Source organism: Peterkaempfera podocarpi (genome assembly GCF_042466665.1).
Lineage (GTDB): Bacteria > Actinomycetota > Actinomycetes > Streptomycetales > Streptomycetaceae > Peterkaempfera > Peterkaempfera podocarpi.
In genome coordinates this window covers 1352285-1375780 of the sequence record NZ_CP162102.1, presented here as the reverse complement: position 1 = coordinate 1375780, position 23496 = coordinate 1352285, and the positions used below count along the sequence as shown (strand labels likewise).

The 23496-nt window shown below is 71.4% G+C and carries 11 protein-coding genes; all 11 read right to left on the bottom strand.

Translation table 11 applies throughout. The features are described 5' to 3' along the window. Positions 1-139: 139 nt before the first annotated feature. Positions 140-4099, bottom strand: coding sequence for a hypothetical protein (locus tag AB0761_RS06030; RefSeq protein WP_377267919.1), 3960 nt, complete (start codon positions 4097-4099; stop codon positions 140-142). A gap of 22 nt (positions 4100-4121) precedes the next feature. Beyond that, positions 4122-6503: a hypothetical protein gene (locus AB0761_RS06025; protein ID WP_377267918.1), complete on the bottom strand. Its 2382-nt coding sequence runs from the start codon at positions 6501-6503 to the stop codon at positions 4122-4124. A gap of 300 nt (positions 6504-6803) precedes the next feature. Beyond that, positions 6804-7748 carry an AMP-binding protein gene (locus AB0761_RS06020; protein ID WP_377267917.1) on the bottom strand — a complete coding sequence of 315 codons (945 nt, stop codon included), beginning with the start codon at positions 7746-7748 and terminating at the stop codon, positions 6804-6806. Then, complete coding sequence (locus AB0761_RS06015; RefSeq protein ID WP_377267916.1) at positions 7685-8998, bottom strand: AMP-binding protein; 1314 nt, start codon at positions 8996-8998, stop codon at positions 7685-7687. Before AB0761_RS06015 ends, AB0761_RS06020 begins: the two co-directional genes overlap by 64 nt. Continuing rightward, positions 8995-9258 (bottom strand): phosphopantetheine-binding protein, encoded by a 264-nt coding sequence (locus AB0761_RS06010; RefSeq protein WP_377267915.1) that lies wholly within the window; start codon positions 9256-9258, stop codon positions 8995-8997. Before AB0761_RS06010 ends, AB0761_RS06015 begins: the two co-directional genes overlap by 4 nt. A 45-nt stretch (positions 9259-9303) precedes the next feature. Continuing rightward, the gene (locus AB0761_RS06005) at positions 9304-10542 is read right to left on the bottom strand and encodes a cytochrome P450 (RefSeq protein ID WP_377267914.1); all 1239 of its coding nucleotides are present in this window, start codon (positions 10540-10542) and stop codon (positions 9304-9306) included. Positions 10543-10545: 3 nt separating this feature from the next. Then, the gene (locus tag AB0761_RS06000; protein WP_377267913.1) at positions 10546-11316 is read right to left on the bottom strand and encodes a thioesterase II family protein; all 771 of its coding nucleotides are present in this window, start codon (positions 11314-11316) and stop codon (positions 10546-10548) included. A 12-nt stretch (positions 11317-11328) separates the two neighbouring features. Then, positions 11329-11538 (bottom strand): hypothetical protein, encoded by a 210-nt coding sequence (locus AB0761_RS05995; RefSeq protein WP_377267912.1) that lies wholly within the window; start codon positions 11536-11538, stop codon positions 11329-11331. 39 nt (positions 11539-11577) lie between these two features. Then, positions 11578-12900, bottom strand: coding sequence for a cation:proton antiporter (locus tag AB0761_RS05990; protein WP_377267911.1), 1323 nt, complete (start codon positions 12898-12900; stop codon positions 11578-11580). A 198-nt stretch (positions 12901-13098) separates the two neighbouring features. Next, positions 13099-13323 (bottom strand): MbtH family protein, encoded by a 225-nt coding sequence (locus AB0761_RS05985; RefSeq protein WP_377267910.1) that lies wholly within the window; start codon positions 13321-13323, stop codon positions 13099-13101. 127 nt (positions 13324-13450) lie between these two features. Continuing rightward, positions 13451-23440 carry an amino acid adenylation domain-containing protein gene (locus tag AB0761_RS05980; RefSeq protein ID WP_377267909.1) on the bottom strand — a complete coding sequence of 3330 codons (9990 nt, stop codon included), beginning with the start codon at positions 23438-23440 and terminating at the stop codon, positions 13451-13453. Positions 23441-23496: the final 56 nt, after the last annotated feature.

The following is a 23496-nucleotide window of genomic DNA, read 5'->3' as shown; positions in this document are numbered from 1 at the left end:
GCAGACGCGAGGCCGTCCGCGCTCGCGGATACTTCACCGACGAGCAACGAGCGAGCGGCGTAGTCATCATGACTGTTCGTCACAGTACGGGGACGCATACGCCGAGCATGCGATCAGACGGCGGGCGCGACGGAAGCAATCAGAGTTCGGCGACGGCGGCGCGGGCCTCGCCGGGCCAGAGGTTGAGGTTGCTGAAGAGGCTCAGCATGCCGCCGCCTATGTAGCTGATCACGTCGCAGGCCGGCGGAATGAACGGCGTGATGTCGTTGGGGAGGTACTTCTTGACCAGGTTGGTGCCGAACGGGGAGACGATGTTGGCCCAGGGGCCGATGATCGCGGCGATGAGGGACAGGACGCGGTCGGCGGGCCAGCCGCCGCCTTCCATGGAGACGGCGACGGCTCCGATGACCAGGCCGGTCACGCCGAAGACCGTGTTGAACGCCGCCAGCACGAAGGAGAGCACATCGCTGGTGGTGCCCCAGCCGTCGGCGAAGTTCCTCACCTCGAACCATCGGAACAGCTGCCACACACCCATGCCGAGTACCGCGAGGCCGGCTCCTGCGCCCCAGCTGATGACGGGCCATTCGCCGAGGCCGGACAGGGGGGAGGTGAGGGCGACCGACGCAATGTTGGCCAGGGCCCCGATCCCGGTCATCACGTTTATCCACTCCTTCAACGGGCCGGCCCAGCTGTCGCCCATCGCCGTGCAGAAGTCCATCCAGCCCAGACAGGCTCCCTCGACGAAAGCGGCGAAGAATCCGAAGAAGTAGTAGAGCTCGAGGCCGGCGCCGAGCTCGGGCCCGTCCTCGGTGGATCGGGCCTGGCTGTCGAAGGAGGGCGGCCAGGAGATGCTCGCCGACTCGCCGGTGATGATGGTGCCGAGGACATGGCCGGGCACGGCGATCAGCAGCGTGAGCCCCTGCTCGACGGTGATGCTGGTGACGAGGTCGTTGCCGGCGAGCACGTTGAAGAAGTTCCAGGCCAGCAGGAGCGGGATGGCCAGCGGGCCTGTGAGCTCCGTATTGAGCAGGTTGTCGACCTCGTCGAGGCAGACCTGGATCGCCTCCAGGAGGGCGACGACGATGACGTCGAGGAAGGTGAGGAGGCCGTCGACGAAGTCCTCGGTCAGCTGCTCCAGCAGTTCACTGATGTTCAGGTTCGGATAGGTGGACGGGTCGTCGAACTGGATCTTGCTCATGATCCATAGCGCGAGGGTTTCCAGGTCATCGCCGAAGTCCTTGAAGTACTCCCACGTCGAAGGCTCGCTGAGAGCCTTCCAGAAGCCCGCGAGGGGGTCGTCGTCGGCGGGTGCGTCCGGCGCTTCGGCCGCGTCCATCCGGCGCTTGCACTCCTCGAGGATCTCCCTCATCGAGCGCGGTGCGGACGTGGACGTGAGGTGCGGTCCGTCGGCGCCGGGCCGGGTCCGGGTGCCGGCGGTGCCGCCCGCGCCCCCTGTGGGCGGGGGGAGCGCGCCGAAGGTCTGGTTGGTCACCAGGTGGGCGTGCGGGCTGGTGGTGATGTCGGACGGGGAGACAGCCGATCCGCCGCAGGCGGTCTGCGGGATCTGGTTGGTGTTGCCGGCCGTGGAGCTCGGGTCGGCGTACTGCTGCCAGCCCGGGCTGTTGGCCACGGAGAGGCTCGGGCTGACGTTGCCGGAGGCGGAGCCGATGGCGTTGTTGATCGTTTCCAGGAGGTCGTGGAAGTACGTCGAGTCCGGGCCGATGTTGCTGATCGCATTGCCCAGGGCCGCCTGTGCGGTGGAGAGGGCCGCTTTCACTCCCTGGGAGATGGCCTGCGCGGAGTTGAAGATGGCCGTGGCGTCGAACAGGGCCTTGAGGAAGTCGATGACGTCCTTGATGAACGCCTCGATGGCGGAGAAGACAGCCATGATGGCGTTGACGGCGTCTTCGATGCCTTTGATGATGATGCTGCCGATGTTGACGATCGCGTCGCCGATCTTGACCGCGATCTGCACGATGCCGTCAACGAGATCGACGCCGATGTGGTACACGGCCATCGCGGCGGACTTGATGCCCTGCCAGACGCTGTCCCAGACGTCCTCGATGTCGCCCCACAGGCTCTCGCCGATGACGTTGTTGTGGTGGGCCAGCTCGCCCAGGTAGGCGTCGCGGTCGTGGAACTCCTGGTAGCCGGGCCGGTCGGTGACGACGTCACGGTTGATGATGAACCCGGCCAGGCTCAGGTCCGCGCCGGTGCCCTTGGCCATCAGGTTCTGGACGGCGGTGTGTGCCTGGTCGGCGGTCATGACGGGGTTGTCGCCCTGGACGCCCGGGAACACGGGGCCGTTGTTGCCGGGACGCTGTGCGCCGGAGATGGCGTCGGGGGTGAAGGTGGTGTACCCGTCGGTCTTGTAGTCGAGCGTGCCGGTGGCGCTGGTGCCGCCGTTGCTGATGCCGGCCGTGCTGCCGGCGAGGTAGGCCTGTACCGGGCCGGCCGGTGCGGCCGGCACGGGGCCGAATCCCGGATCGGCGTCACTCCCGAACTGCTGCGGCAGGTCGGTGAAGGTCAGGGTGGGCGGGGCGAAGTCGGTCGCGAGGAGGGCCACGGTGACCACGCCCGTCGCGGTCGTGGTCACCGTGGCGGCCTGCCCGGTGCCGGGCCCGATGATCTGTACGGTGCCGTTGATGACGGCGCCGCAGGTCGTGGAGGCGTTGACCGTCAGACTGCGGTTGGCCACCGCCATACCGTTGGCGTCGGTCAGGGTGAACTGCGTGCGGTACGTCGCCACCTCATAGGTGTTGACCTGGGCCAGTGCGGGGGTGTGGTTCACCCAGCCGCCCGGCAGGAGCTGATGGAGCCTGAGCTCGCCCACGGCGTTGGCGGTGAACAGCGTGGGCGGGTCGTTGGGGAAGGAGGACGCGAACAGCGCGCCGACGCCCTCGTTGATGTTGCCGGTGGTGGTCGCCGTGCAGGAGATGGCCATGCTCGGCGCCCACTGGATCGTGTACTCGTCCGGGTTGTCGCTGTTGCTGAAGTACCCGGTCTGGGTCAGGAAGGACAGCGTCTCTGTGGAGTCGGTGAAGAACACCGAGGTCATCCCCTGGCTGTCGGTGACCGCTTGGGCGGAGGTGATCGTACCGACCGTGTTCACCGGCAGCACGATGCTGCCGTACTCGGGGTCGTAGAGGAAGGGCACGCCGTTGGTGTCGATGTACAGCGGCCTGAAGCCGTATGTCGCGCCTTCCCAGCAGGTACCGGCGAAAGACTGGGCCACGGTGGCGGGTGCCGGCGAGCTGGACGAGTAGGGGTTCTGTTCGGTGAGTTCGTCGCTGTCCACGCGCGAGAAGGAGTTCAGCGACTGATCGGCGGAATAGCCGGGGCTGGTGGTGACCATGACCCAGTTGCCGAACTGCCCGGCGATCGGAAACAGCGTCCAGTCCGCGAAAACCGGATTCCCTTCGTAGTTCACACCCACGCCCCCCAGCGTGGGGCTCTGCTGCCAAGCGCTTCCGTCGTAGGTGAGAGTTTCCATCTGCAGGATCTCGAGGTCGTTCTCCACTTGATCGCAGAAGGCGTACACGATCGGGAGGGGGTCGTTTCCGGTGGTGGCGATGGGAGCGCTGCTCGGGCCCTGGACGGCGGGGTTGTAGTAGGCCACTTTGAGGGTCTGCGCCGGGAACTCAAAGGCATAGGTGGTCGAGTCGATGGTGTTGTCACTGTTGAGCCAGCCCTGCCAGACCGTGCTCGACGAGTCGGCGGTGTCGGGTATGACGCAGAGGAAGTTCGGCTGACCGTTGGCGATGCACGCGACGACCGCCGTCGGTGTGCCCGTGGGGGCGCCGGGGATCGGGATCAGGGTCCACCCGTGCGCCGCACTGGGGTCCTGGGCCAGATAGTTCAGGGTGTACGTACCGGAGCCCTGGCCGCCGTCCGGGGGAGTGTCCGTGATGACGAAGGCCTCCGCCAACCCGTTCTTGAAGGGGTTGCAGAACGTTCCGACCCAGGGCGCCACGCTCTGCGGCGGGTTCTGGTCGAGACCGATCACGATGCTGTCGGTGTTGACGGCGTCCTGCATCAGGACGCAGTTGACCTGCGCGCTGAACGGTGCCGCAGGGGTGTAGGGCGACGCGGTGGGCATGACCATCTCCCTCGCTGACGGGTCAGAGGATGTTGACGGACCAGAGGACCGTGTCGGACTGGTCCAGGATCACGAGCCTGATCGGGAAGCGGTTCGGATCGAGGGCGAGCTGGGCGCCGTTGACCCCGGCACTCCACGTCACGGACCCCTGCGCGTCGAGGACCTGCAGATCGCCGTCGGTGGTGAACACCGCGCTGGATCCGGGCTCGGACCAGTAGATGCGTTCGGATGCCGTGTCCCAGTAGATGAACTGATCGGACTCCATCCGGAGTTCGTCGCTCCAGGGCCCGGCCATGGCGGTGCCGGGGGTGAACCACCAGCCGGGCGGGCAGTTGGCGATGCTCCCGTCGAAATAGCCCGGCTGCCCGGCCCGGAAGGTGGGCGACCCGGCGGCTGTGATCTCCAGGCAGGGGGTGGGCTCGCTGGACACGGTGAAGGTGTCGCCGGGACCGCCGCCGATGTTCACCGAGCTCCATACGACGGTCGTCCCGGACTCGTCGTAGACCTCCAGGTTGCCTGCCTGGGTGAACGCGGCGGAGTGCCCGGTGGAACTGCCGTCGCCGCCGGTGGTGCCGGTGGCCCAGGCCGGCTGGCCGAACCGGTCGAGCAGCACGAGGTTGCCGTCGAGCTGCATGACCAGCACCGCTCCGTCAGCGGCGAGCTGACCGCCGGGCGGGATCGCCGTGCCGGGCGGGCAGGGGGCCTGGACGCGGTTCGACAGCCAGAGCGGGGTGCCGTTGCCGTCGACGATCTGCACCCTGGACGGGGCGTCGGCGAACTGGAGCGTCGCACCCGCGTTTCCGGCCGTGCCCGACGACCAGAGCTGATCGCCGGAGTTGTCGACCACGCGCAGGTCGCCGTCCCAGGTCAGCACCGCGCCGCCGACATCACCGCCGAGCGGGAGTGACCACACCTGGGTGCCGCCGTCGGTGAACACCAGGCCGGTCGACTGCACCGCCAGCGCCATGCCGCTCTGGCCGCTGACGGTCGAGCCGACGGGCAGAGCGGTGCCGCCGGGCAACGGGCCGGTCAGGGCGACGGGCCGGAGCGCGGAGTTCTGCTGGACCTGGCATCCGGACCACTGGCCCGTGTAGCCGGGCAGCGTGGTGCTGAAGCTGCCGGACTCGTTGGTGAGCTCGTAGAGCCACAGGCTCTGGTCCGTGCCCACCACCAGCAGGGCGGGGATGTCGCCGGGCATCCGGTCCGGGGCGAGCTGCACCGGGTCGGTGCCGGACCCGCCGGCATAGATCTGCGACGCGGGTCCCATCATCGGCATCTGGCCGTTGAAGCAGGTGCCGATCTGCGGGATCGCGTAGACGCTGTTGTCCGAGCCGATCACGTACAGGGTCGTGTTGAAACCGGACACGGTCTGCCCGGCGACCGCCAGCTGAGCCCCCAGGTTCGGCACCGGCAGCGCCATCGCCTGGCCGAACGCGGCCGGCCAGACCATCAGGTTCCGTTGGCCGTCCTTCTCGTCGTCCAGGTAGATGGCGGCCGGGACGGCCGAATCGGTCTCGCTGACGGGCTGGACCACCGCGACCAGGCCCCCGGGGAAGACACCGCCGGCGTCCCCCACCCTGCCGCTGAGCCCGGGAGACTCCAGCGTGTGCCACAAGGTCATGTCGCCGGCTTCATCTCTGGGAGACAGCTGGATGAGATTGGCGGTGCCGTCCTGGTTGACGAACAGGTTGAAGTGGGGAACCCCGCTCGACCCGGGCGCCTCGGTCGGGGCCAGCAACTGCGTGTACCAGTCCAGTGCCCAGCGATCGTCGGTAAAGCCCTGGTAGGGATTCCAGGCGCTGCCGTTGAACGCGGTGACGACCAGCTGCTCGCTGTTGTCGGTGCCGTACAGGACCGGGCACGATCGGCCGCGGACCGGCGGGGTGTAGGCGACGCGCAGACTGGTGACGATCGGCACGGAGCCCACCGGGCACTGCGGCGACGTGCTCCACCCGTCCTCGGTCAGCTCCAGCTGACCCAGGTACCCCGAGGGCGCGCCGGAGCTGGATCCGTCGGTCCAGAAGACGTTGACCGTATCCGCGGTCGGGTCCCCGGAGCAGCCGACGACGGCCACGATCCCGCCGTAACGCCGCGAGCCACCGCTGAGGTAGTAGGGCCCGCCCGGCAGATCCTCCACGCTCCAGCAGACACCGCCGTTCGAGCTCAGATACCGCAGCACTCCCGACGCGTCGACGAACACCGCCTCCAGCGCCCCCGACCCCGCAGGCGCGCCGACCGGCACCGTGAACGGATTCCGGAACAGCGCCACGGGCGAGAAGCCGCCCCCTTGCGCAGGAGATGCCACATACACCGGCGAAGCCGCCGTCGAAGTCTTCACAGGTAACATCCGACCCGCTGTCGCCACCATGTGCATGCGCAGCTCGTCGGGGTGGCGGCTTGCCACGGGTGAAACGCCGACAGGTTCACCCGTTCGGCCTCGCCCGGCCGGAGCACCAGGATGCGACCAGCCGTGACCGAGGTGTCACCGGCGGCTGGGGAGCCTCCAGCTCCGGCGACCTGGCCGAGGCACCACCGGATGCAACCGCGGCCCGCGCACACCGCAAAACGCCCGACCGGGATACCCCGGCCGAGCGTCTCGCCACAACCCTTTCCGAGGCCAGTCGACCTCCGTGGTGCACCGATCCTTGTGGTTCGCCCCGCCGTGCTACGGAGCCCTGTGCGTGCCGGCCCCGTGGGGTGGGTGTCAGCGGGCCGGGCGGGCCGAGGCGGCGAGGGCCTTGCGATCGACCTTGCCGTTGCGGGTGAGCGGGAGGGTCTCCACCACGGTCCACAGCGCCGGCACCATATAGGAGGGCAGCTGCTCCTCCAGGGCCAGACGCAGCGCGTTCGGCGCGGGGCTCTCGCCCTCGGCCGGGACGACCGCGGCGACCAGGCGCTTGGTGGCGCTGTCCGCGCCGACGGCGAAGACCAGCGCGTCCTGGACGCCGGGGAGCTGGGCGATGGTGGCGCCGATGGCGGCCGGTTCGATCCGGTAGCCGCGCAGCTTCACCTGGTCGTCGGCCCGGCCCAGGAACCGCAGCCGGCCCCGGCCGTCGAAGCGGACCAGGTCCCCGGTGCGGTAGAGGCGCTCCACCAGGTCCGGTGAGAACCAGCCGAAGCGCCGTGCCGTCTCCGCCTCGTCGCCGACATAGCCGGTGGCCAGGCCCTCACCGGAGGTGTACAGCTCGCCGACGGCCCCCGGGGGCAGCAGCCGGCCCCGGTCGTCGAGGACGTGGACGCGGGTGCCCATCAGCGGCGTGCCGATCGGCAGCGGGCCGTCCACGTCCTGCGGCCGGGTGACCGAGTGCGTCGTGGTGAAGGTGGTGTTCTCGGTAGGGCCGTAGCCGTTGGTGACGACCAGGCCGGGGTGGCGCTCCAGCAGCCGGGCCACGTGTTCGTGCGGGACCACGTCGCCGCCGGTGAGCACCTGCCGCAGACCCCGCAGCGAGTCCGGGGCGAACTCGGCGAGCAGCCGGAAGAGCCCGGCGGTGAACCAGGCGACGGTGACCTCGCGCTCCACCAGGAACTCGCCCAGCTCGGTGGGGGAGGGCAGCGGCTCGGTGTAGACCTCCAGGGTCGCACCGGTCAGCAGCGCGCCCCACAGTTCCAGCGTGGACGCGTCGAAGGCCAGCGGCGAAAGCCGCAGCATGCGTGCCCGGGTCCGAGGCGGGCGTAGTCCGCGCCGTGCACCAGGCGGACGACGCCGCGGTGCGGCACACAGACGCCCTTGGGCTTGCCGGTGGAGCCGGAGGTGAACGCGACATAGGCGGGCCGCCCGCCGGCCCCGATCGACGGCAGCCGGGGCGCGGCCACGACCGTGGCCGCGGCACCGGCGTCCGGAGCGTTCCAGGAGGCGTCCCAGACGGGTACGGCGGGGACGCCCTCGGGCGGCGCCGTGCGCTCCCCGGGGCCGTACAGCACTGCTGCGGGGCGGCACTTGTCGACGATCGCGGCGAGGTGTGCGGGCGGGGCGCCGAGATCCACGCCGACGTATGCGGCCCCGGCCTGGACGGTGCCGAGCACGGCCACGATCTCGGCGACTGATCTGGGCAGCCCGATCAGCACCGTGTCGCCGGGACCGACCCCCGCCTCGCCCAGCAGGCGAGCCTGGACCGTGACGTCGGCGGCGAGCCGGCGGTAGGTCAGTTCCGTGTCGCCCTCGCGGACGGCGACCGCGTCCGGATGACGGCGGGCGATCCGGTGGAACAGCTCCTCCAGGGGGGCGGTCGGGAAGTCCCGGTCGGTCTGGTTGATCCGGTGCAGCAGTGCCCGCCGCTCGGCGGAGATGCAGCGGATGTCCTCCACCGGCCCGGAGCCGGCGGCCAGTTCGGCGACGGCCGCCAGCAGATCGGCGGTGAAGCCGGAGAGTTCCGCCGCGGTCCAGACACCGGTCAGGCAGCTGGTCGCACCGGACCAGTCCTCGCCGCGCCAGTCGGCGGCCAGGACGAGTTCGACGCCGTCGCCGAGCACGGCGTCCGGGCCGAAGCCGACCTGCACCGGCCCGGCCTCGTCTGCGGAGCCGGAGCCGGAGCCGGAGTCGGAGTCGGAGTCGGAAGCGGAGTCGGAAGCGGAAGCGGAAGTGGATGCGGCGGTGCGCAGCCGGGTGTCGACGGTGCAGAGAAGGTCATCGGTGTTCAGGTCCTCGTCGACCTCGACGGTGACGGTCCCGCCGCCACAGCGCACCGGCAGCACGCGGCAGCCGGTCCAGCGGGTCAGGGTCAGCGCGTACGCGGTCAGCAGCAGCGCGTCGGGGCCGATGCCGAGCTTGGCGCAGCGTGTCGTCACATCTGCGCTCACCTGCGCGATCGGGGCCATCAACGCCCGCAGGGCCGGGCCTCCCGAGGAGGCCTGGCCCTGAAGGTCGCTGGGGAAGGCCAAACGGTCTTCCTCCTCGTTCATCGCGCCACCGTGTCCCCGCCGCCGATCAGCTCGGCCTGGCCGCGCACCGTGCCGGCGCGGAGCACGTCCATGGTGCGCACGGCCTGGCCGGTGGCCTGCCGGATCCGCTCCACCAGGGCGACGAGCAGCAGCGAGTCGCCGCCGGCGTCGAAGAAGTTGACGTCCTCGGGGACCTCGTCCACCTCGAGGACCTCCCGCCACAGGGTGCGGACCAGGGTGAGCCGGTCGGCGGCGGGGACGGTGAGTACGGGCTGGGTCATGGTCGAGCCTCCTGGTTGTGTGGGATGTGCGGTGTCGGTGCGGTGTCAGCGACGGCGTGCGGTGATCGGGACGTGCTTGTAGCCCGAGGCGAAGTTCGAGATGAGCCGCTCCGGCCGGCCGGCCGGGCGGAAGTCGTGGTAGCGGGAGAGCAGTTCCTCGAAGAGGAGGCCCAGCGACGCGCGGGCGACGCTGTGGCCGACGCAGTAGTGCGGGCCGATGCCGAAGGACAGGTGCTTGTTGGGGCGGCGGCGGATGTCGAAGCGCTCTGGGTCGGCGAAGACCTGCCCGTCGCGGTTGGCCGCGCCGAGCCAGACCACAACGGCGTCGCCGGCTGCGATCGGAGTGCCGCGCAGCACGGTGTCCCGGGTGGCGTAGCGCATCACATGGTTGACCGGGGAGGCCCAGCGCAGCGCCTCCGCGTAGGCGGACTGGTTGAGCTCCGGGTGCGCCGCCCAGTCGGGCAGGACGTCGCTGTCGATGAACTCGGCCATGACGAAGGTGGGCGCGTGCGGGGTGGTGACATTGGCGCCGAGCAGCAGGCTGTAGCAGTTGGAGACGACCTCGCCCGGGGACATCAGCCGGCCCTCGAAGCGGGTCGACATCAGGGCGCTGAGCAGGTCCGTGCCCAGGTTCTCGGAGCGGTGCCTGATCAGGTCCTGGAAGTAGGCGAAGAGTTCCAGGTGTGCGGTGCTGAGTGTGGCGGCGCGGCCGCCCGGCTCCTGGAAGTCGGGGTCGTCGGCGGCGATGCACATGGTGGTGACCCGGGTCAGCCAGTCCCAGTCCGTCCGGGGCAGGGCCATCATGGTGCCGGTCACCCACATGGGCATGGCCATCATGGCGGCGGCGAAGTCGAAGACCCCGCCGTCGCCCAGCGGCTCCAGCAGCTCGACGATCAGCGAACGGATCTGCTCGCGCTGCCGGGCCACGGACTTGCTGGTCAGTTCGCGCTTGAGGCGGGCCTGCCGGGCCGTGTGCAGGGGCGGGTCGGTGACGGCCAGCTGCTGGCCGCCGGCCGGGTCGTCGGTGCCGAGCAGGTCCAGCAGGGTGCCGCGTTCGGAGGTGAAGGTGTCGGTGTCCCGAAGCACCGCGTCGGACTCGCGGTAGTGCACCACGGACCAGAATCCGCGGTCCGCGTCCACCTGCTGCCAGTGCAGGTGGTCCAGGGCGCGCAGCTCACGCCAGAGACGCGGGGCGTCGCCGTGGCTGTAGAGCCGCGGGTCGACCAGGTCGGGTCCCGCCGGCTGGAAGGGGCACCGGGAGACCGGTGCCTCGGTCACGGACATGGTTCAGCGGCCCCTTTCGAGCTCGTCGACGACGGTCCGCAGCAGCGCCTCGGCGCCCGCCGTCTCCGTCAGGTACATGTGTTCGCCGTCCAGTTCGACGGCCCGGAAGCCGGCGGTGGTCTCGGCGGCCCACTGGGCCGACTCCGCGGCGCTGACCAGGCGGTCGTTGCGGCCGCGCAGTGCGGTGACGGGCACGTCGAGCAGTTCGGCGTGGGCGGAGCGGTAGTCCTCGTGCATGGCGTTGTCGGCGCGCAGGAACGGCATCATCACCGCGAGCAGCTCGGGGTGGTCCATGGCCGGGTGGCGGTAGCCGGCGACCCGGCGCAGGCCTTCGAGGAAGGCCTCGTCGTCCAGGTGGCTGACCCGCTCCACCTGCCGGTCGCGCGGGCCGGGGGCGCCGCTGACCAGCAGCCGGGCGACGGTCGTGCCCTGCCGGGCCAGCCGCCGGGTCAGCTCGAAGGCGAGCTCGGCGCCGAGGCTGTGGCCGAAGAGGGCCACCCGCTCGGCGGCCTCGCCGAGCGCGGTGAGCTGGTCGAGGACCCGGGGGAGGGCCTCGTCCATGGCCTGGTCGACATCGGTGAGGGCGGTCTCGAAGTAGCGCTCCTCGCGGCCGGGGAGCTGTACGGGCAGCAGCGTCATCCCCTCGGGGGCCAGCGTGCGCCACTTGCGGAAGAACCCGGCGCCGGCGCCGGCGAAGGGCAGGCAGATCAGGGCGGTGGGGCGGGTCAGCCGTACGGCCTCTGCGGTGGTGGTCGGGGCGGTGGTGGTCGTCATCGGATCTGCCTCTCAGGCCGCGCTGTTGTGGCGGGTGGTCGCGAGTGCGTCGGCGCTCCAGCGCTCCAGCACCGCCTGCCGGTCGCCCGCGCGCAGCTCCCGCATCAGCGCGTCGATCCGGTCCGTGCCCCGCACGCTGCACACCGTGCGGCAGCGGTAGGTGATCAGCACGACGTTCTCCTCGGGTTGCCAGGAGTAGCCGAAGTACGAGGTGTTGGCCATGACGGACTGCCTTTCTCCGGGTCGGGGCGGCCGGGCGGGTCAGACGGGCTGGATCTCGCGGGCGGGGTGGTCGGCGGGGTGGTCGGCGGGCCGGACCTGGTCGGGCACCGAGGAGGGGGTGGTGAGCTTGAAGCGGCGCAGCAGCGGGCCGGCCAGCGCGGTGGTGATCAGCGCCACCAGCACCATGACGGTGAACAGTTCGCTGGAGATCAGGCCGAGTTGGTGGCCGATGCCGAGCACGACGATCTCGGTGAGGCCGCGGGTGTTCATCAGCGCGCCGAAGGCCAGCGCGTCACGCCCGCTCATCCCGCCCAGGCGGGCCGGGAGGGCGGAGCCGAGGTACTTGCCGACGGTGGCCACCGCCAGCGCCGCGATCAGGAGCAGCAGCCCGGACAGACCCAGCCGGCGAATGTCCACGGAGAGGCCGGTGAGTACGAAGAAGACCGGCATCAGCAGCGCTGCGGCCCGGTCCAGCGGATTCCCGACGCGCTGCACCAGCTCGTCCCCGAGCCCGCGCTCCGCGCCGCTCCGACGCGGCATCAGCAGGCCGAAGGCGAAGGCGCCGAAGATGGGGTGGATACCGATCCAGGAGGTGACGAAGGCGGAGAGCAGCACCCCGCTGATCACCAGGGCGGTCAGCGAGCTGTCACCGCCGCGCTCGTTCAGCCGGGCCAGCGCCCGCCGCAGCAGCGGGCGGACGGCCAGCATCACCACGCCGAAGGCGGCGGTCAGACCGAGCACCCGGAGGAAGCCGTCCGTCCCGCCGGAGCTCGCCAGCGCGGTGACCAGCACCAGCACGCACCAGGCCGCGACATCGCACAGGGCGGCGCAGGTCATCGCCAGGCCGCCGATCCTGGTCCGGGTCAGTCCCTGGTCGCGGAGGATGCGGGCCAGCACCGGAAACGCGGTGATGGAGAAGGCGGTGGCCACAAAGAGCACAAAGGCCAGCGGGCGCACCCCGCTGCCGACCTGCTGGTGCTCGATGAGGGCTGCGAAGCCGCCGCCGAGTGCGAAGGGCACCGCCATGGAGACCACCGCCAGGACGCCCACCGTGCGCGTGCTGCCGCGCATATGACGTCCGTCGAGCTCCCAGCCGCAGAGGAACATCAGCACCGCCAGCCCGAGATTGGCGATGGCCGACAGCGGCAGGCGCGCGGCGGCGGGGAAGATCAGGTCGGGCAGGTTGCCGGGCAACAGCCCCAGCGCGCTCGGCCCGAGCAGCAGACCGACGGTGATCTCGGCGACCACGGGCGGTTGGTGCAGCCGGCGGAGCGGCCTTGTCAGGAGAGCGCAGACAGCGATGACGATAGCGATGTCGGCGAGAACCACTGCCTCCACCGGGAGCGCGCCGGATGATGCCACTTCATCCTCCATAAGGCGAAGCCGCCCCGACGGCGGCTGGGTGCGAATGTGGGTGCGGGAACATCAGCGAGTGTGGCGACCGGGGCCCAGTGGACTGAAGGAAAGCGGGCGGCAACTGCGTGGTTGCCGGTGTGCCGCAACGGCTGTGCCGCCCGGATCGGGGGATCCGGGCGGCACAGGGGCGGAGCCGGGGCGGGGTCAGACAGCGGCCCCGGCCCTGGTGCTCGCCACGATCAGGCTCTTGGGCCGCATGTCGGTCCAGGCCTCCTCGATGTGGTCGAGGCAGGTCTCCCGGTCCTCGGGGCCGCGGACGATCGTCCAGCCGGCCGGAACGGCGGCGAAGCTGGGCCACAGCGAGTACTGGCCCTCGTCGTTGACCAGAGCGAGGTAGGACTGGTCCGCGTTCTCGAACGGGTTGGCCATGACGGACTCCTTCTGCTGAATGTGCGTGATCTTCTGGGTGTGCCGGTGCTGGTGTCTCTGGGGTGCCGGGCCGGTGCCGGCGGATGGTGGCGGGCGGGCGCTGCGGAGGCGGGTGTGGTGGGGGCGGTCAGGCACGGAGCAGCTCCTCGAACTCGTCGAGCTCCTCGTCGCTCAGCTCCACCAGCGACTCCGGCTCGGGCGCGGCGTCCGCCGGGTCCTGGGGTTCTCCGCCCGGGTCCGCCGCGGTCGCGACGAGCGCGATGCCGGCCGGGGTCTTGGCGGCGAAGACGTCACGCGGGGCGAAGACGAGGCCTGCCTTGCGTGCGCGGGCCACGAGCTGGATGGAGGTGATGGAGTCGCCGCCCAGCTCGAAGAAGTTGTCGTCGATCCCGATCCGGCCGAGGCCGAGGAGGTCGGCGACGAGTGTGCAGAGCAGTTCCTCCTGCGGGGTGCGCGGGGCCCGGCTGCCGGTGCTGCCGGTGAACTCGGGTGCGGGCAGGGCCTTGCGGTCGAGCTTGCCGGTGATGGTGACCGGCAGGGCCTCCAGGATGACGAAGGCGGTCGGGACCATGTACTCGGGCAGGGTCGCGGCCAGGTGCTCGCGCAGCGTGTGGGTGTCGAGGACGGGTTCGGCGTCCTCGGTCGGTACCACGTACGCCACGATGTGCTTGATGCCGGGCTGGTCCTCGCGGACCAGGACGGCGGTCTGGTCGACGAGCGGGTGCCGGCGCAGGGTGGTCTCGATCTCGCCCAGTTCGATGCGGAAGCCGCGGACCTTGACCTGTTCGTCGGCGCGGCCGGCGAACTCCAGCTGGCCGTCGTGGGTCCAGCGGGCCAGGTCGCCGGTGCGGTACATCCGCGAGCCCGGTGCGCCGAAGGGCGAGGCGAGGAAGCGTTCGGCGGTCAGCCGGGGCTGGTTGACGTAGCCGCGGGCCAGGCCGTCACCGCCGATGTAGAGCTCGCCGGTGGTGCCGGGCGGGACCGGGCGCAGGGCCTGGTCCAGCACATAGACCTGGGTGTTGGCGATGGACCGCCCGATCACGGGCTTGTGGCCCGGGGTGAGATCGGGCGAGACCGTGGCCCAGACGGTGGTCTCGGTGGGGCCGTAGGCGTTGAACATGCTGCGGCCCGCGGACCAGCGGTCCAGCAGCGGCTGGGGCAGGGCCTCGCCGGCCACCACCAGGGTGGTCAGGGTCGGGACGCTCTCGGGGTCGAGGGCGGCCAGGACCGAGGGGATGAGCGTGGCGTGGGTGACGCCGTGCTCGGCGATGAGCTCGACCAGCTGTTCGCCGGGGAGCCGGGACTCGCCCGGGGCCAGCACGAGCCTGGCTCCGGTCAGCAGGGCCATGGCGCACTCGAAGACGATGGCGTCGAAGCCGGGGGAGGAGAACTGCAGGACGGTGCTGTCGTCGGTGACGTTCAGGTGGGTGGTCTGGGTGTGGGCAAGGGCGGCGAGGCCCTGGTGGGTGACGGCGACTCCCTTCGGGGTGCCGGTGGAGCCGGAGGTGTAGATGACGTAGGCGGTGTCGCGGAGGTCGGCGCCGGGGTCGGGGTCGGTGGCGGGCTGTCGGGCGAGGGTCTCCTGCAGTGCGAGGTCGTCGAGGTGGAGGGTGTGGGGGTAGGGCAGCTCCGTCCGGCCGGTGGTGACCAGGAGGGTCGGGGCGGCGTCGGTGAGGATGTGCTGGATGCGGTCGGCGGGGTAGGCGAGGTCGATGGGGATGAAGGCGGCGCCGGTCTTGGTGACGGCGAGGACGGTGGTGATCCAGTCGGTGCCGCGCGGGAGGGCGAGGGCGACGCGGGTGTCGGGGCCGATGCCGTGGCGGTCGGCCAGGTGGTGGGCGAGCCGGTTGGCGCGCTCGTTGAGCTCGGTGTAGGTCAGCTGGGTGTCGTCGCAGATCAGTGCGGTGGCGTCGGCTCTGCGTGCGGCCTGGCGCTGGAAGAGCTCGGCGAAGGTGGCCGGCGTCACCGGCACCGGTGCGCCGTTCCACTCGTGCAGGACCAGCGCGCGCTGACGTTCGGTGAGGAGTTCCACCTCGCCGACGCGCAGGTCCAGGCCGGTCGCCAGCGCCGACAGCAGCTGCTCCAGCTGCTCCGCCAGCCGGCTCACGGTGTCCTCGCGGTAGAGGTCCGACCGGTAGCCCAGCTCCAGCCGCCAGCCGGCCTCACCGGGGTGCACCGAGAGGCTCAGCGGATAGTGGATCACCGGCGGCTGCTCGTCGCCCTCGTAGGTGCGCACCTGCAGCTCTTCCGACTGGAGGGTCGCGTTGTCCCAGTCCAGGTTCTGGAAGACCACCGCGGTGTCGAAGAGTTCGGCGTGCCCGGTGTGGCGCAGCAGGGCGGAGAGACTGGTGTGGTGGTGCGGGGTGAGCGCGGCCTGCTGGTCCTGCAGGTCGGTGAGGACGGCGGCGAGGGTGCGGCCGGGTTCGAGGGTGACCCGGACCGGGACGGTGTTGATGAGCAGCCCGACCAGTTCCTCGACGCCGGGGATCTCCGGCGGCCGTCCCGACACGGTGGCGCCGAAGACGACGTCCTGCCGGCCGGTCAGGGTGGAGAGCAGCAGTGCCCAGGCGCCCTGGACCAGGGTGTTGGAGGTCAGCCCCCGGGAGCGGGCGGCGGCCGACAGGGCCGTGGCGGTCTCGGTGCCCAGCTGGGCGACGACCCGGGCCGGCGGTGTGCTCAGGGTGGTGCCCGCTCCGGGGGCGACCAGGGTCGGCTCCTCCAGGCCGGCCAGCATCTCGCCCCAGGCGGTCAGACCCGCCTGCTGGTCCTGCGCCGTGAGCCAGCTCAGGTAGGTGCGGAAGGGCACCGGCTCCGGCAGCGCCGCGGCGGCGTTCCCGCCGGCCCGGTAGATCCGCAGTGTCTCGTCGAAGGCCCGGGTCATGGACCAGCCGTCCCAGACGAGGTGGTGGCTGGTGATGACGAGGATGTGCTGGTCGGCCGCCAGCCGGAGGAGGGCGAGGCGGAGCATCGGGGGGTTGGCCGGGTCGAAGCGGGTGGCGCGGTCGGCGGCGAGCAGTTCGGCGGTGCGGGCCTGCTGCCGATCGGGTGCGAGCCCGGTGAGGTCGTGCTCGGTCCAGGGGAGGTCGGCGTGGCCGGGGATGATCTGCACGGGTTCGCCGTTGGTGCGCAGGGCGAAGCCGGCGCGCAGGGCGGGGTGGCGGTCGAGCAGGGCCGCGAAGGCGTCCCGCAGCCGTCCGGCGTCCAGCTCGCCCGTCAGCCGCAGCGGCATCTGCATGGCGTAGGGGTCGGTCCCCTCGCTGTCGTAGAGCGCGTGGAAGAGCAGACCCTCCTGCAGCGGGGTGACCGGCCAGATCTCGTCCACCGGGCCGAAGCCGAAGCTGAGTTCGGCGAACTCGACGCCCTCCAGCTCCAGCAGCGGGCCGTCCGCCGGGGTGAACGGGGCCGCGTCGTCCAGGTCGACCGCGACCTCCGCCAGGGCGGCGACGGTCTTGCCGGCGAAGATGTCGCGCGGGGCGAGGACCAGGCCTGCCCGGCGGGCCCGGGTGGCGAGCTGGATGGAGGTGATGGAGTCGCCGCCGAGCTCGAAGAAGCTGTCGTCGATGCCCACCCGCTCCAGTCCGAGCACCTCGGCGTAGAGGCCGCAGAGCAGGTCCTCACGCGGGGTGCGCGGGGCGCGGCTGTCCGCGGCGCCGGTGAACTGCGGTACCGGCAGCGCCCTGCGGTCGAGCTTGCCGGTGGCGCCGACGGGCATGGCGTCCAGGACGACGAAGGCTGCGGGGATCATGTAGTCGGGCAGAGTCGCCGCCAGATGTGCGCGCAGGCTGCCGGTGTCCGGGGCCGTCGCGCCGGAGGGGACCACATAGGCCGCCAGCCGCTTGACGCCCGGATGGTCCTCGCGGGCGACGACCGCCGCCTGGTCGACCTCCGGGTGCCGGCGCAGCGCCGTCTCGATCTCGCCGAGCTCGATGCGGAAGCCGCGGATCTTGACCTGCTCGTCGGCCCGGCCGAGGAACTCCAGCTCCCCGTCCTTGGTCCAGCGCACCAGGTCGCCGGTGCGGTACATGCGCTCGCCCGTGGCGCTGAAGGGTGAGGCCACAAAGCGTTCGGCGGTCAGTGCGGACCGGTTGACATAGCCCCGGCTCAGTCCGGCGCCGGCGATGTAGAGCTCTCCGGGCGAGCCCGGCGGGACCGGGCGCAGCGACGGGTCCAGCACATAGCACTGGGCGTTCTCGACGGGGCGTCCGATCCTGCTGGTGACGTCCCCGGCGATGCGGCTGTAGGTCGAGTCCACGGTGGTCTCGGTGGGCCCGTAGAAGTTGTAGGCCGGGACGGGGCCGTTGCCCAGCTCGGTCCAGAGACCGGGGTCGACCAACTCGCCGCCAAGCGAGATCAGCTTCGGCTGGTAGCCGGGGACCTTCATCAGGCCCGCCGCCAGCAGCTGGGTCGCGAGCAGCGGGGTGACGCTGAGCGAGTCGATGCCGTGCCGTGCCGAGTAGGCGATCAGCCCGTGTGCGTCGCGGCGCAGGTCCTCCTCGATCAGGTGCAGCTCGTGTCCGGCGACCATGCGCAGCAGGTCTGCCCAGGCGGCGTCGAAGCCGAAGCCCGAGACCAGCGCGACCTTGAGTCTGCGCACCCCCGCCTCGGCCGCCGTGGGCAGCATGTAGCCGTTGTTCTGGGCGTGGAACATATTGACGATGTTGCGGTGGGTCACCGCCACACCCTTGGGGCGGCCGGTCGAGCCGGAGGTGTGGATCACATACGCGAGGTGTCCGGGCAGCAGCGGCCGCGGGCGGTCGTGGTCCTGGGGGTCGTGGTCGGGCAGCTGCTCGCCCGCCGCCGCGACCTCCTCGACCGGCAGCACCGACCAGGCGGCGGAACCGTCCGGGGTCCGGGGGGCCTGCGGCACCTGGGCGGCGGTCGCGGCGTCGGTCACCACCACCACGGGCCGGACGTCGCCCAGCAGTCCGCTGATCCGCTCCTGCGGCCAGCTCAGCTCGGTCGGCAGATAGGTGCAGCCGGCCTTGAGGATGCCGAGCACGGCGACGACGGCGTCGACGGAGCGCGGCAGCATCACCGCGACCAGGTCGTCGGTGCCGGCGCCGAGCGCGATCAGCCGGTGGGCGAGCCGGTTGGCCGCACGGTTCAGCTCGGCGTAGCTGAGCGTCCGGTCGCCGACGACCAGCGCGGTCTCGTCCGGGGTGGCCCTGACCTGGTCCTCGAAGAGCCGGGGCAGTGCCACGTCGTGGGACCGGCCCTCGGTCGTGCTCCAGGCCGACAGCTGCGCCTGCTCCTCCTGGGACAGCAGCGAGACGCGGCCCAGCAGCTGGTCGGGGTCGTCGGCGAAGGCCCCCAGCACGCGGGTGAGGCGCTCGGCCAGCCGCTGCGCGGACTCGGCGTCGAACAGGTCGGGCCGGTAGCTGATCTCGACGCGCAGCTCGGTTCCGGGGAAGACGTCCAGGCTGAGCGGGAAGTGGGTGAAGCCTCCGGTCTCCTGACCGCCCGCCTGCTCCAGCGGCCGGAGGTTCAGCGTGGCGGTGCGCAGGGTGTCGTCGTCCCAGGGTGCGTTCTGGAAGACGATCGAGGTGTCGAAGAGTTCGGTGTGCCCGGTGCGGCGCAGGATCGCCGGCAGACCGGTGTGGTGGTGCGGGGTGAGCGCGGCCTGTTGGTCCTGGATGCCGGCGAGGAAGGCCGTCAGACTCTGCGCCGGGTCGAGCGCGACCCGGACGGGGACGGTGTTGATGAGCAGGCCGACCAGGTCCTCGACGCCGGGGATCTCCGCGGGGCGTCCCGAGACCGTCGCGCCGAAGACCACGTCCTGCTGGCCGGTGAGCGTGGAGAGCAGCAGTGCCCAGCCGCCCTGGACCAGCGTGTTGCCGGTCAGTCCGCGGGAGCGCGCCATGGTCTGCAGGCGCCGGGTGCTCTCCTGGTCCAGCGAGGTGACCACCCGGACCGGCAGCACCGGCAGGTCCGAGGAGGCGCCGGGCGCCACCAGCGTCGGCTCGGGCAGGTCCGCCAGGTGGGCGGCCCACGCGTCCAGCGCGGCGTCGGCGTCCTGGCCGGAGAGCCATTCCAGGTAGCGGCGGTAGGGGACGGGCTCGGGCAGTGCGCCGGGCTCGCCGTGGGCCTCGTAGTGGGCCAGTACGTCGCCGATCGCGCGGGTCATCGACCAGCCGTCCCAGACGATGTGGTGGCCGGTGAGGAGCAGGACGTGCTGCCGCGGCGTCAGCCGGATCAGGGTGACCCTGACCAGCGGGGGCCGGGCGATGTCGAAGCGGGTCGCCCGGTCGGCGGCCAGCAGGTCGCGGGTGCGGGCCTGCTGCGTGTCGGAGTCGAACGCGGAGAGGTCGTGCTCGGCCCAGGGGATCGGCGTCTCCGCGGCGATGATCTGGACGGGCTCGCCGCCGGTGCGGACGGTGAAGCCGGCGCGCAGCGCGGCGTGACGGTCCAGCAGGCTCTGGAAGGAGGCGCGCAGCCGGGCCGGGTCCAGCTCCCCCTCGACCAGCAGCGGGATCTGACCCACATAGACGTCGCCCGGGCCTGTTCCGTCGTCCGCGCCCTCGTACAGGGCGTGGAAGAGCAGTCCGTGCTGCAGCGGAGCCAGCGGCAGGATCTCCTCCACCGGGCCGTGGCCGGCCGTGAGTTCGGCGTACTCGGCCTCGCTCAGGGCCACCAGCGGCCCGCTGGGGACGGCGGCCTCGACCTCGGCGACCGGGTCGGGCTCGGTCGCCCGCTCGGCGAGCCGGACCACGGTCTTGCACTCGAACACATCGCGTGGGGCGAGGACGAGCCCCGCCGTGCAGGCCCGTGCCGCCAGCTGGATGGAGGTGATGGAGTCGCCGCCGAGCTCGAAGAAGCTGTCGTCGATGCCGACCCGGTCGAGGCCGAGCAGTTCGGCGACGATGGAGCAGAGCAGCTCCTCGCGGGGGGTGCGCGGGGCGCGGCTGGCGGCGCTGCCGGCGAACTCGGGCGCGGGCAGCGCCTTGCGGTCGAGCTTGCCGGTGACGGTGGCCGGGAAGGCGTCGAGGAGGACGAAGGCACCGGGAACCATGTAGTGGGGCAGCGTCGCGGACAGGTGCTCGCGCAGGTCCTCGATCTCCGGCGCCCCGCCGTTGGGGACGATGTAGGCCACCAGACGCTTGACGCCGGGCTGGTCCTCGCGGACCAGGACGATGGCCTGGCCGATCTGCGGGTGGCTGCTCAGGGCGGTCTCGATCTCGCCGAGCTCGATGCGGAAGCCGTGGATCTTCACCTGGTGGTCGGCGCGGCCGACGAACTCCAGCTGCCCGTCGCCGGTCCAGCGGACCAGGTCGCCGCTGCGGTACATCCGCTCGCCGGGGGCGCCGAACGGGCAGGCCATGAAGGCGGTGAGGGTCTGCGCCGGATCGTTGACATAGCCGCGGGTGACGCCGGGGCCGGCGATGTAGAGCTCCCCGGTGAAGCCGGGCGGCACCGGACGCAGGTAGGGGTCCAGGACGTAGAGCCGGGCGCCCGCGATCGGCCGGCCGATGACCGGCAGGTCCCCGGCGTTCAGCGGCTCGGAGGCGGTGACGATGACGGTGGTCTCGGTGGGGCCGTAGACATTGTGGAACCGGCGGCCCGGAGCCCAGCGCTCCAGGAGGGCCGGCGGCAGGGCCTCGGCGCCGACCGCCAGGGTGGTCAGGGTCGGCACGCTCGCGGGGTCGATCGCGGCCAGCAGCGAGGGCACGATGAACATGTGGGAGACGCTGTGGCGGGCGATCAGTTCGACCAGCTGCTCCCCGGGGAGCCGTGACTCGCCGGGGGCGAGCACCAGCCGCGCACCCGACAGCAGCGACATGCCCAGTTCCATGACGATGGCGTCAAAGCTGGGGGAGGAGAACTGCAGGACGGCGCTGTCGGCGGTGATCCGCAGCCGCGTGCGCAGGCTCTGCACCAGACCGGCCAGGCCGAGGTGGGTGACGTCGACACCCTTGGGGATGCCGGTGGAACCCGAGGTGTAGATGAGGTAGGCGGTCTGCGCCGGGCTGATGCCCGACTCGGGGTTGCCGGTGGGGCGGTGGCGCAGCGCCTCCTGGAGGGCGGATGCGTCCAGGTGCAGCACATGCGGGGCGGCGGTGTCGTGGGCCAGCGGGGTCCGGCTCGTGGTGAGCAGAACCGTCGGCTGCGCGTCGGCCAGGATGAGCTCGATGCGGTCGAGCGGGAAGGCCAGGTCGACGGGGACGAAGGTGGCGCCGGTCTTGGTGACCGCGAGGACGGCGGTGATCCACTCGGTGCCGCGCGGCAGTCCCACGGCCACCCGGGCACCCGGGCCGACGCCGTACTCCGCGGTGAGGTGGTGGGCGAGCCGGTTGGCCGCGTGGTTCAGCTCGGTGTAGCTGAGCGCGGTGTCCTCGCAGAGCAGGGCGACGGCGTCGCCGCTGCGGTCCGCCTGGGCCTCGAACAGCTGGGCGAGGGTGGCGGGGGCCGGCGGCTCCTCGGCGGTGTTCCACTCCCGCAGCACGCGGTCGAGCTCCGGCGCGGAGAGCAGCGGGACCTGGGCCACCATCCGCTCCGGCTCCTCGGCCAGGACGGTCATCAGCTGCTTCAGGCACTCCACCAGGGACTGGACGAAGGAGGCCGTGAAGAGGTCCTGCCGGTAGCTCAGTTCGATGCGCAGCTCGGGGCCGGGGAAGACGACCAGGGTGAGCGGGAAGTGGCCGAAGCCGCGACTGTCCTGGGCCTCCTCCGGCAGCAGGTCCAGCTGCTCGCCGCGGAGGAAGCCGGCCTCCCACAGCCCGTCCGAGTCGGCGTCGGCGGCGAAGTTCTCGTACCCGGTGTGGGTGTCGAAGAGCTCGTCGAAGCCGGACCGCCGCTGGATCTGGGCCAGGCTCAGGTGGTGGTGCGGGGTCAGTGCGGCCTGCTGCTCCTGGATGCCAGCCAGCAGTGCGCCCACCGGCTGGACGGGGCTGAGCGTGACGCGCACCGGCACAGTGTTGATCATCAGGCCGACCATCTGCTCGACCCCGGGCAGCTCCGGCGGGCGGCCGGAGACGGTCGCGCCGAAGACCACGTCCTGACGGCGGGTGAGGGTGGCGAGCAGCATCGCCCAGGCACCCTGGAGCAGGGTGTTCATGGTCAGGCCCTGGGCGCGGACCGAGGCGGTGACCCTGGCGGTGGTCTCCTCGTCCAGCGAGCCCACCACCCGGGCCGGCAGCGCGGCCAGCGTGGCGCCTGCGCCGGGGGCGACCAGGGTCGGCTCCTCCAGACCGGCCAGCGCCTCACCCCAGGCGGCCAGACCGGCCTCCTGGTCCTGCGCCGACAGCCAGCTCAGATAGGTGCGGAACGGTACGACCTCCGGCAGGACGCTCGCGTCGCCGTCCGCCGCGTACAGCCGGGAGACCTCGTCCAGGGCGCGGGCCATCGACCAGCCGTCCCAGATGATGTGGTGGCTCGTCAGCACCAGCAGGTGCTGCTCCGGCGCGATGCGCAGCAGCAGCGCCCGCAGCAACGGCGGCCGGGCCGGGTCGACGCGCTCCAGCCGGTCCTGCCGCAGCAGTTCGACGATCTGCTCCCGGCGCTCCTGTTCCGCCAGCGTGCTCAGGTCCAGCTCCTGCCAGGGCAGCTCCACCGAGGAGCGGATCAGCTGGACCGGCTGGCCGGATCTGCGCATCACAAACCCGGCGCGCAGGCCGGCGTGCCGCCGCAGCAGGGCCTCGAAGGCCGTACGGAGCCGCGCGGAGTCGACCGCGCCGGAGAGCACCAGGGGTGCCTGCACCAGGTAGGGGTCGGCCTCCTGCTCGTCGTAGACGGAGTGGAAGAGCAGGCCCTCCTGCAGCGGGGTCACCGGCCAGATCTCGTCCACCGGGCCGTGACCGGCCGTGAGTTCGGCGTACTCCGCCTCGCTCAGCGCCACCAGCGGTCCTTCGGCGGGTGCGAAGGCCGTCTCCTCGGTGACCTCCTGGGCCGCCGCTGCCAGCGCGGCCGGGGTCTCGCCCTCGAAGACGTGCCGGTACTCCAGGGCGAGCCCGGCCGCATGCGCCTTGGCCACCAGTTCGATCGAGGTGATGGAGTCGCCGCCCAGCTCGAAGAAGCTGTCGTCGGCCTCGACCTCGGCCACATCGATGTCGAGGACCTCTGCGAACAGCTCACGCAGCAGAGCCTCGCGTGCGGTCAGGTCCTGCGGGGTGGGCGGGTTCATGGCGTCGGTCCCTTTCCGGATGGTCGCTGAAGACTGAAGGTTGATGGCGCGGTCGG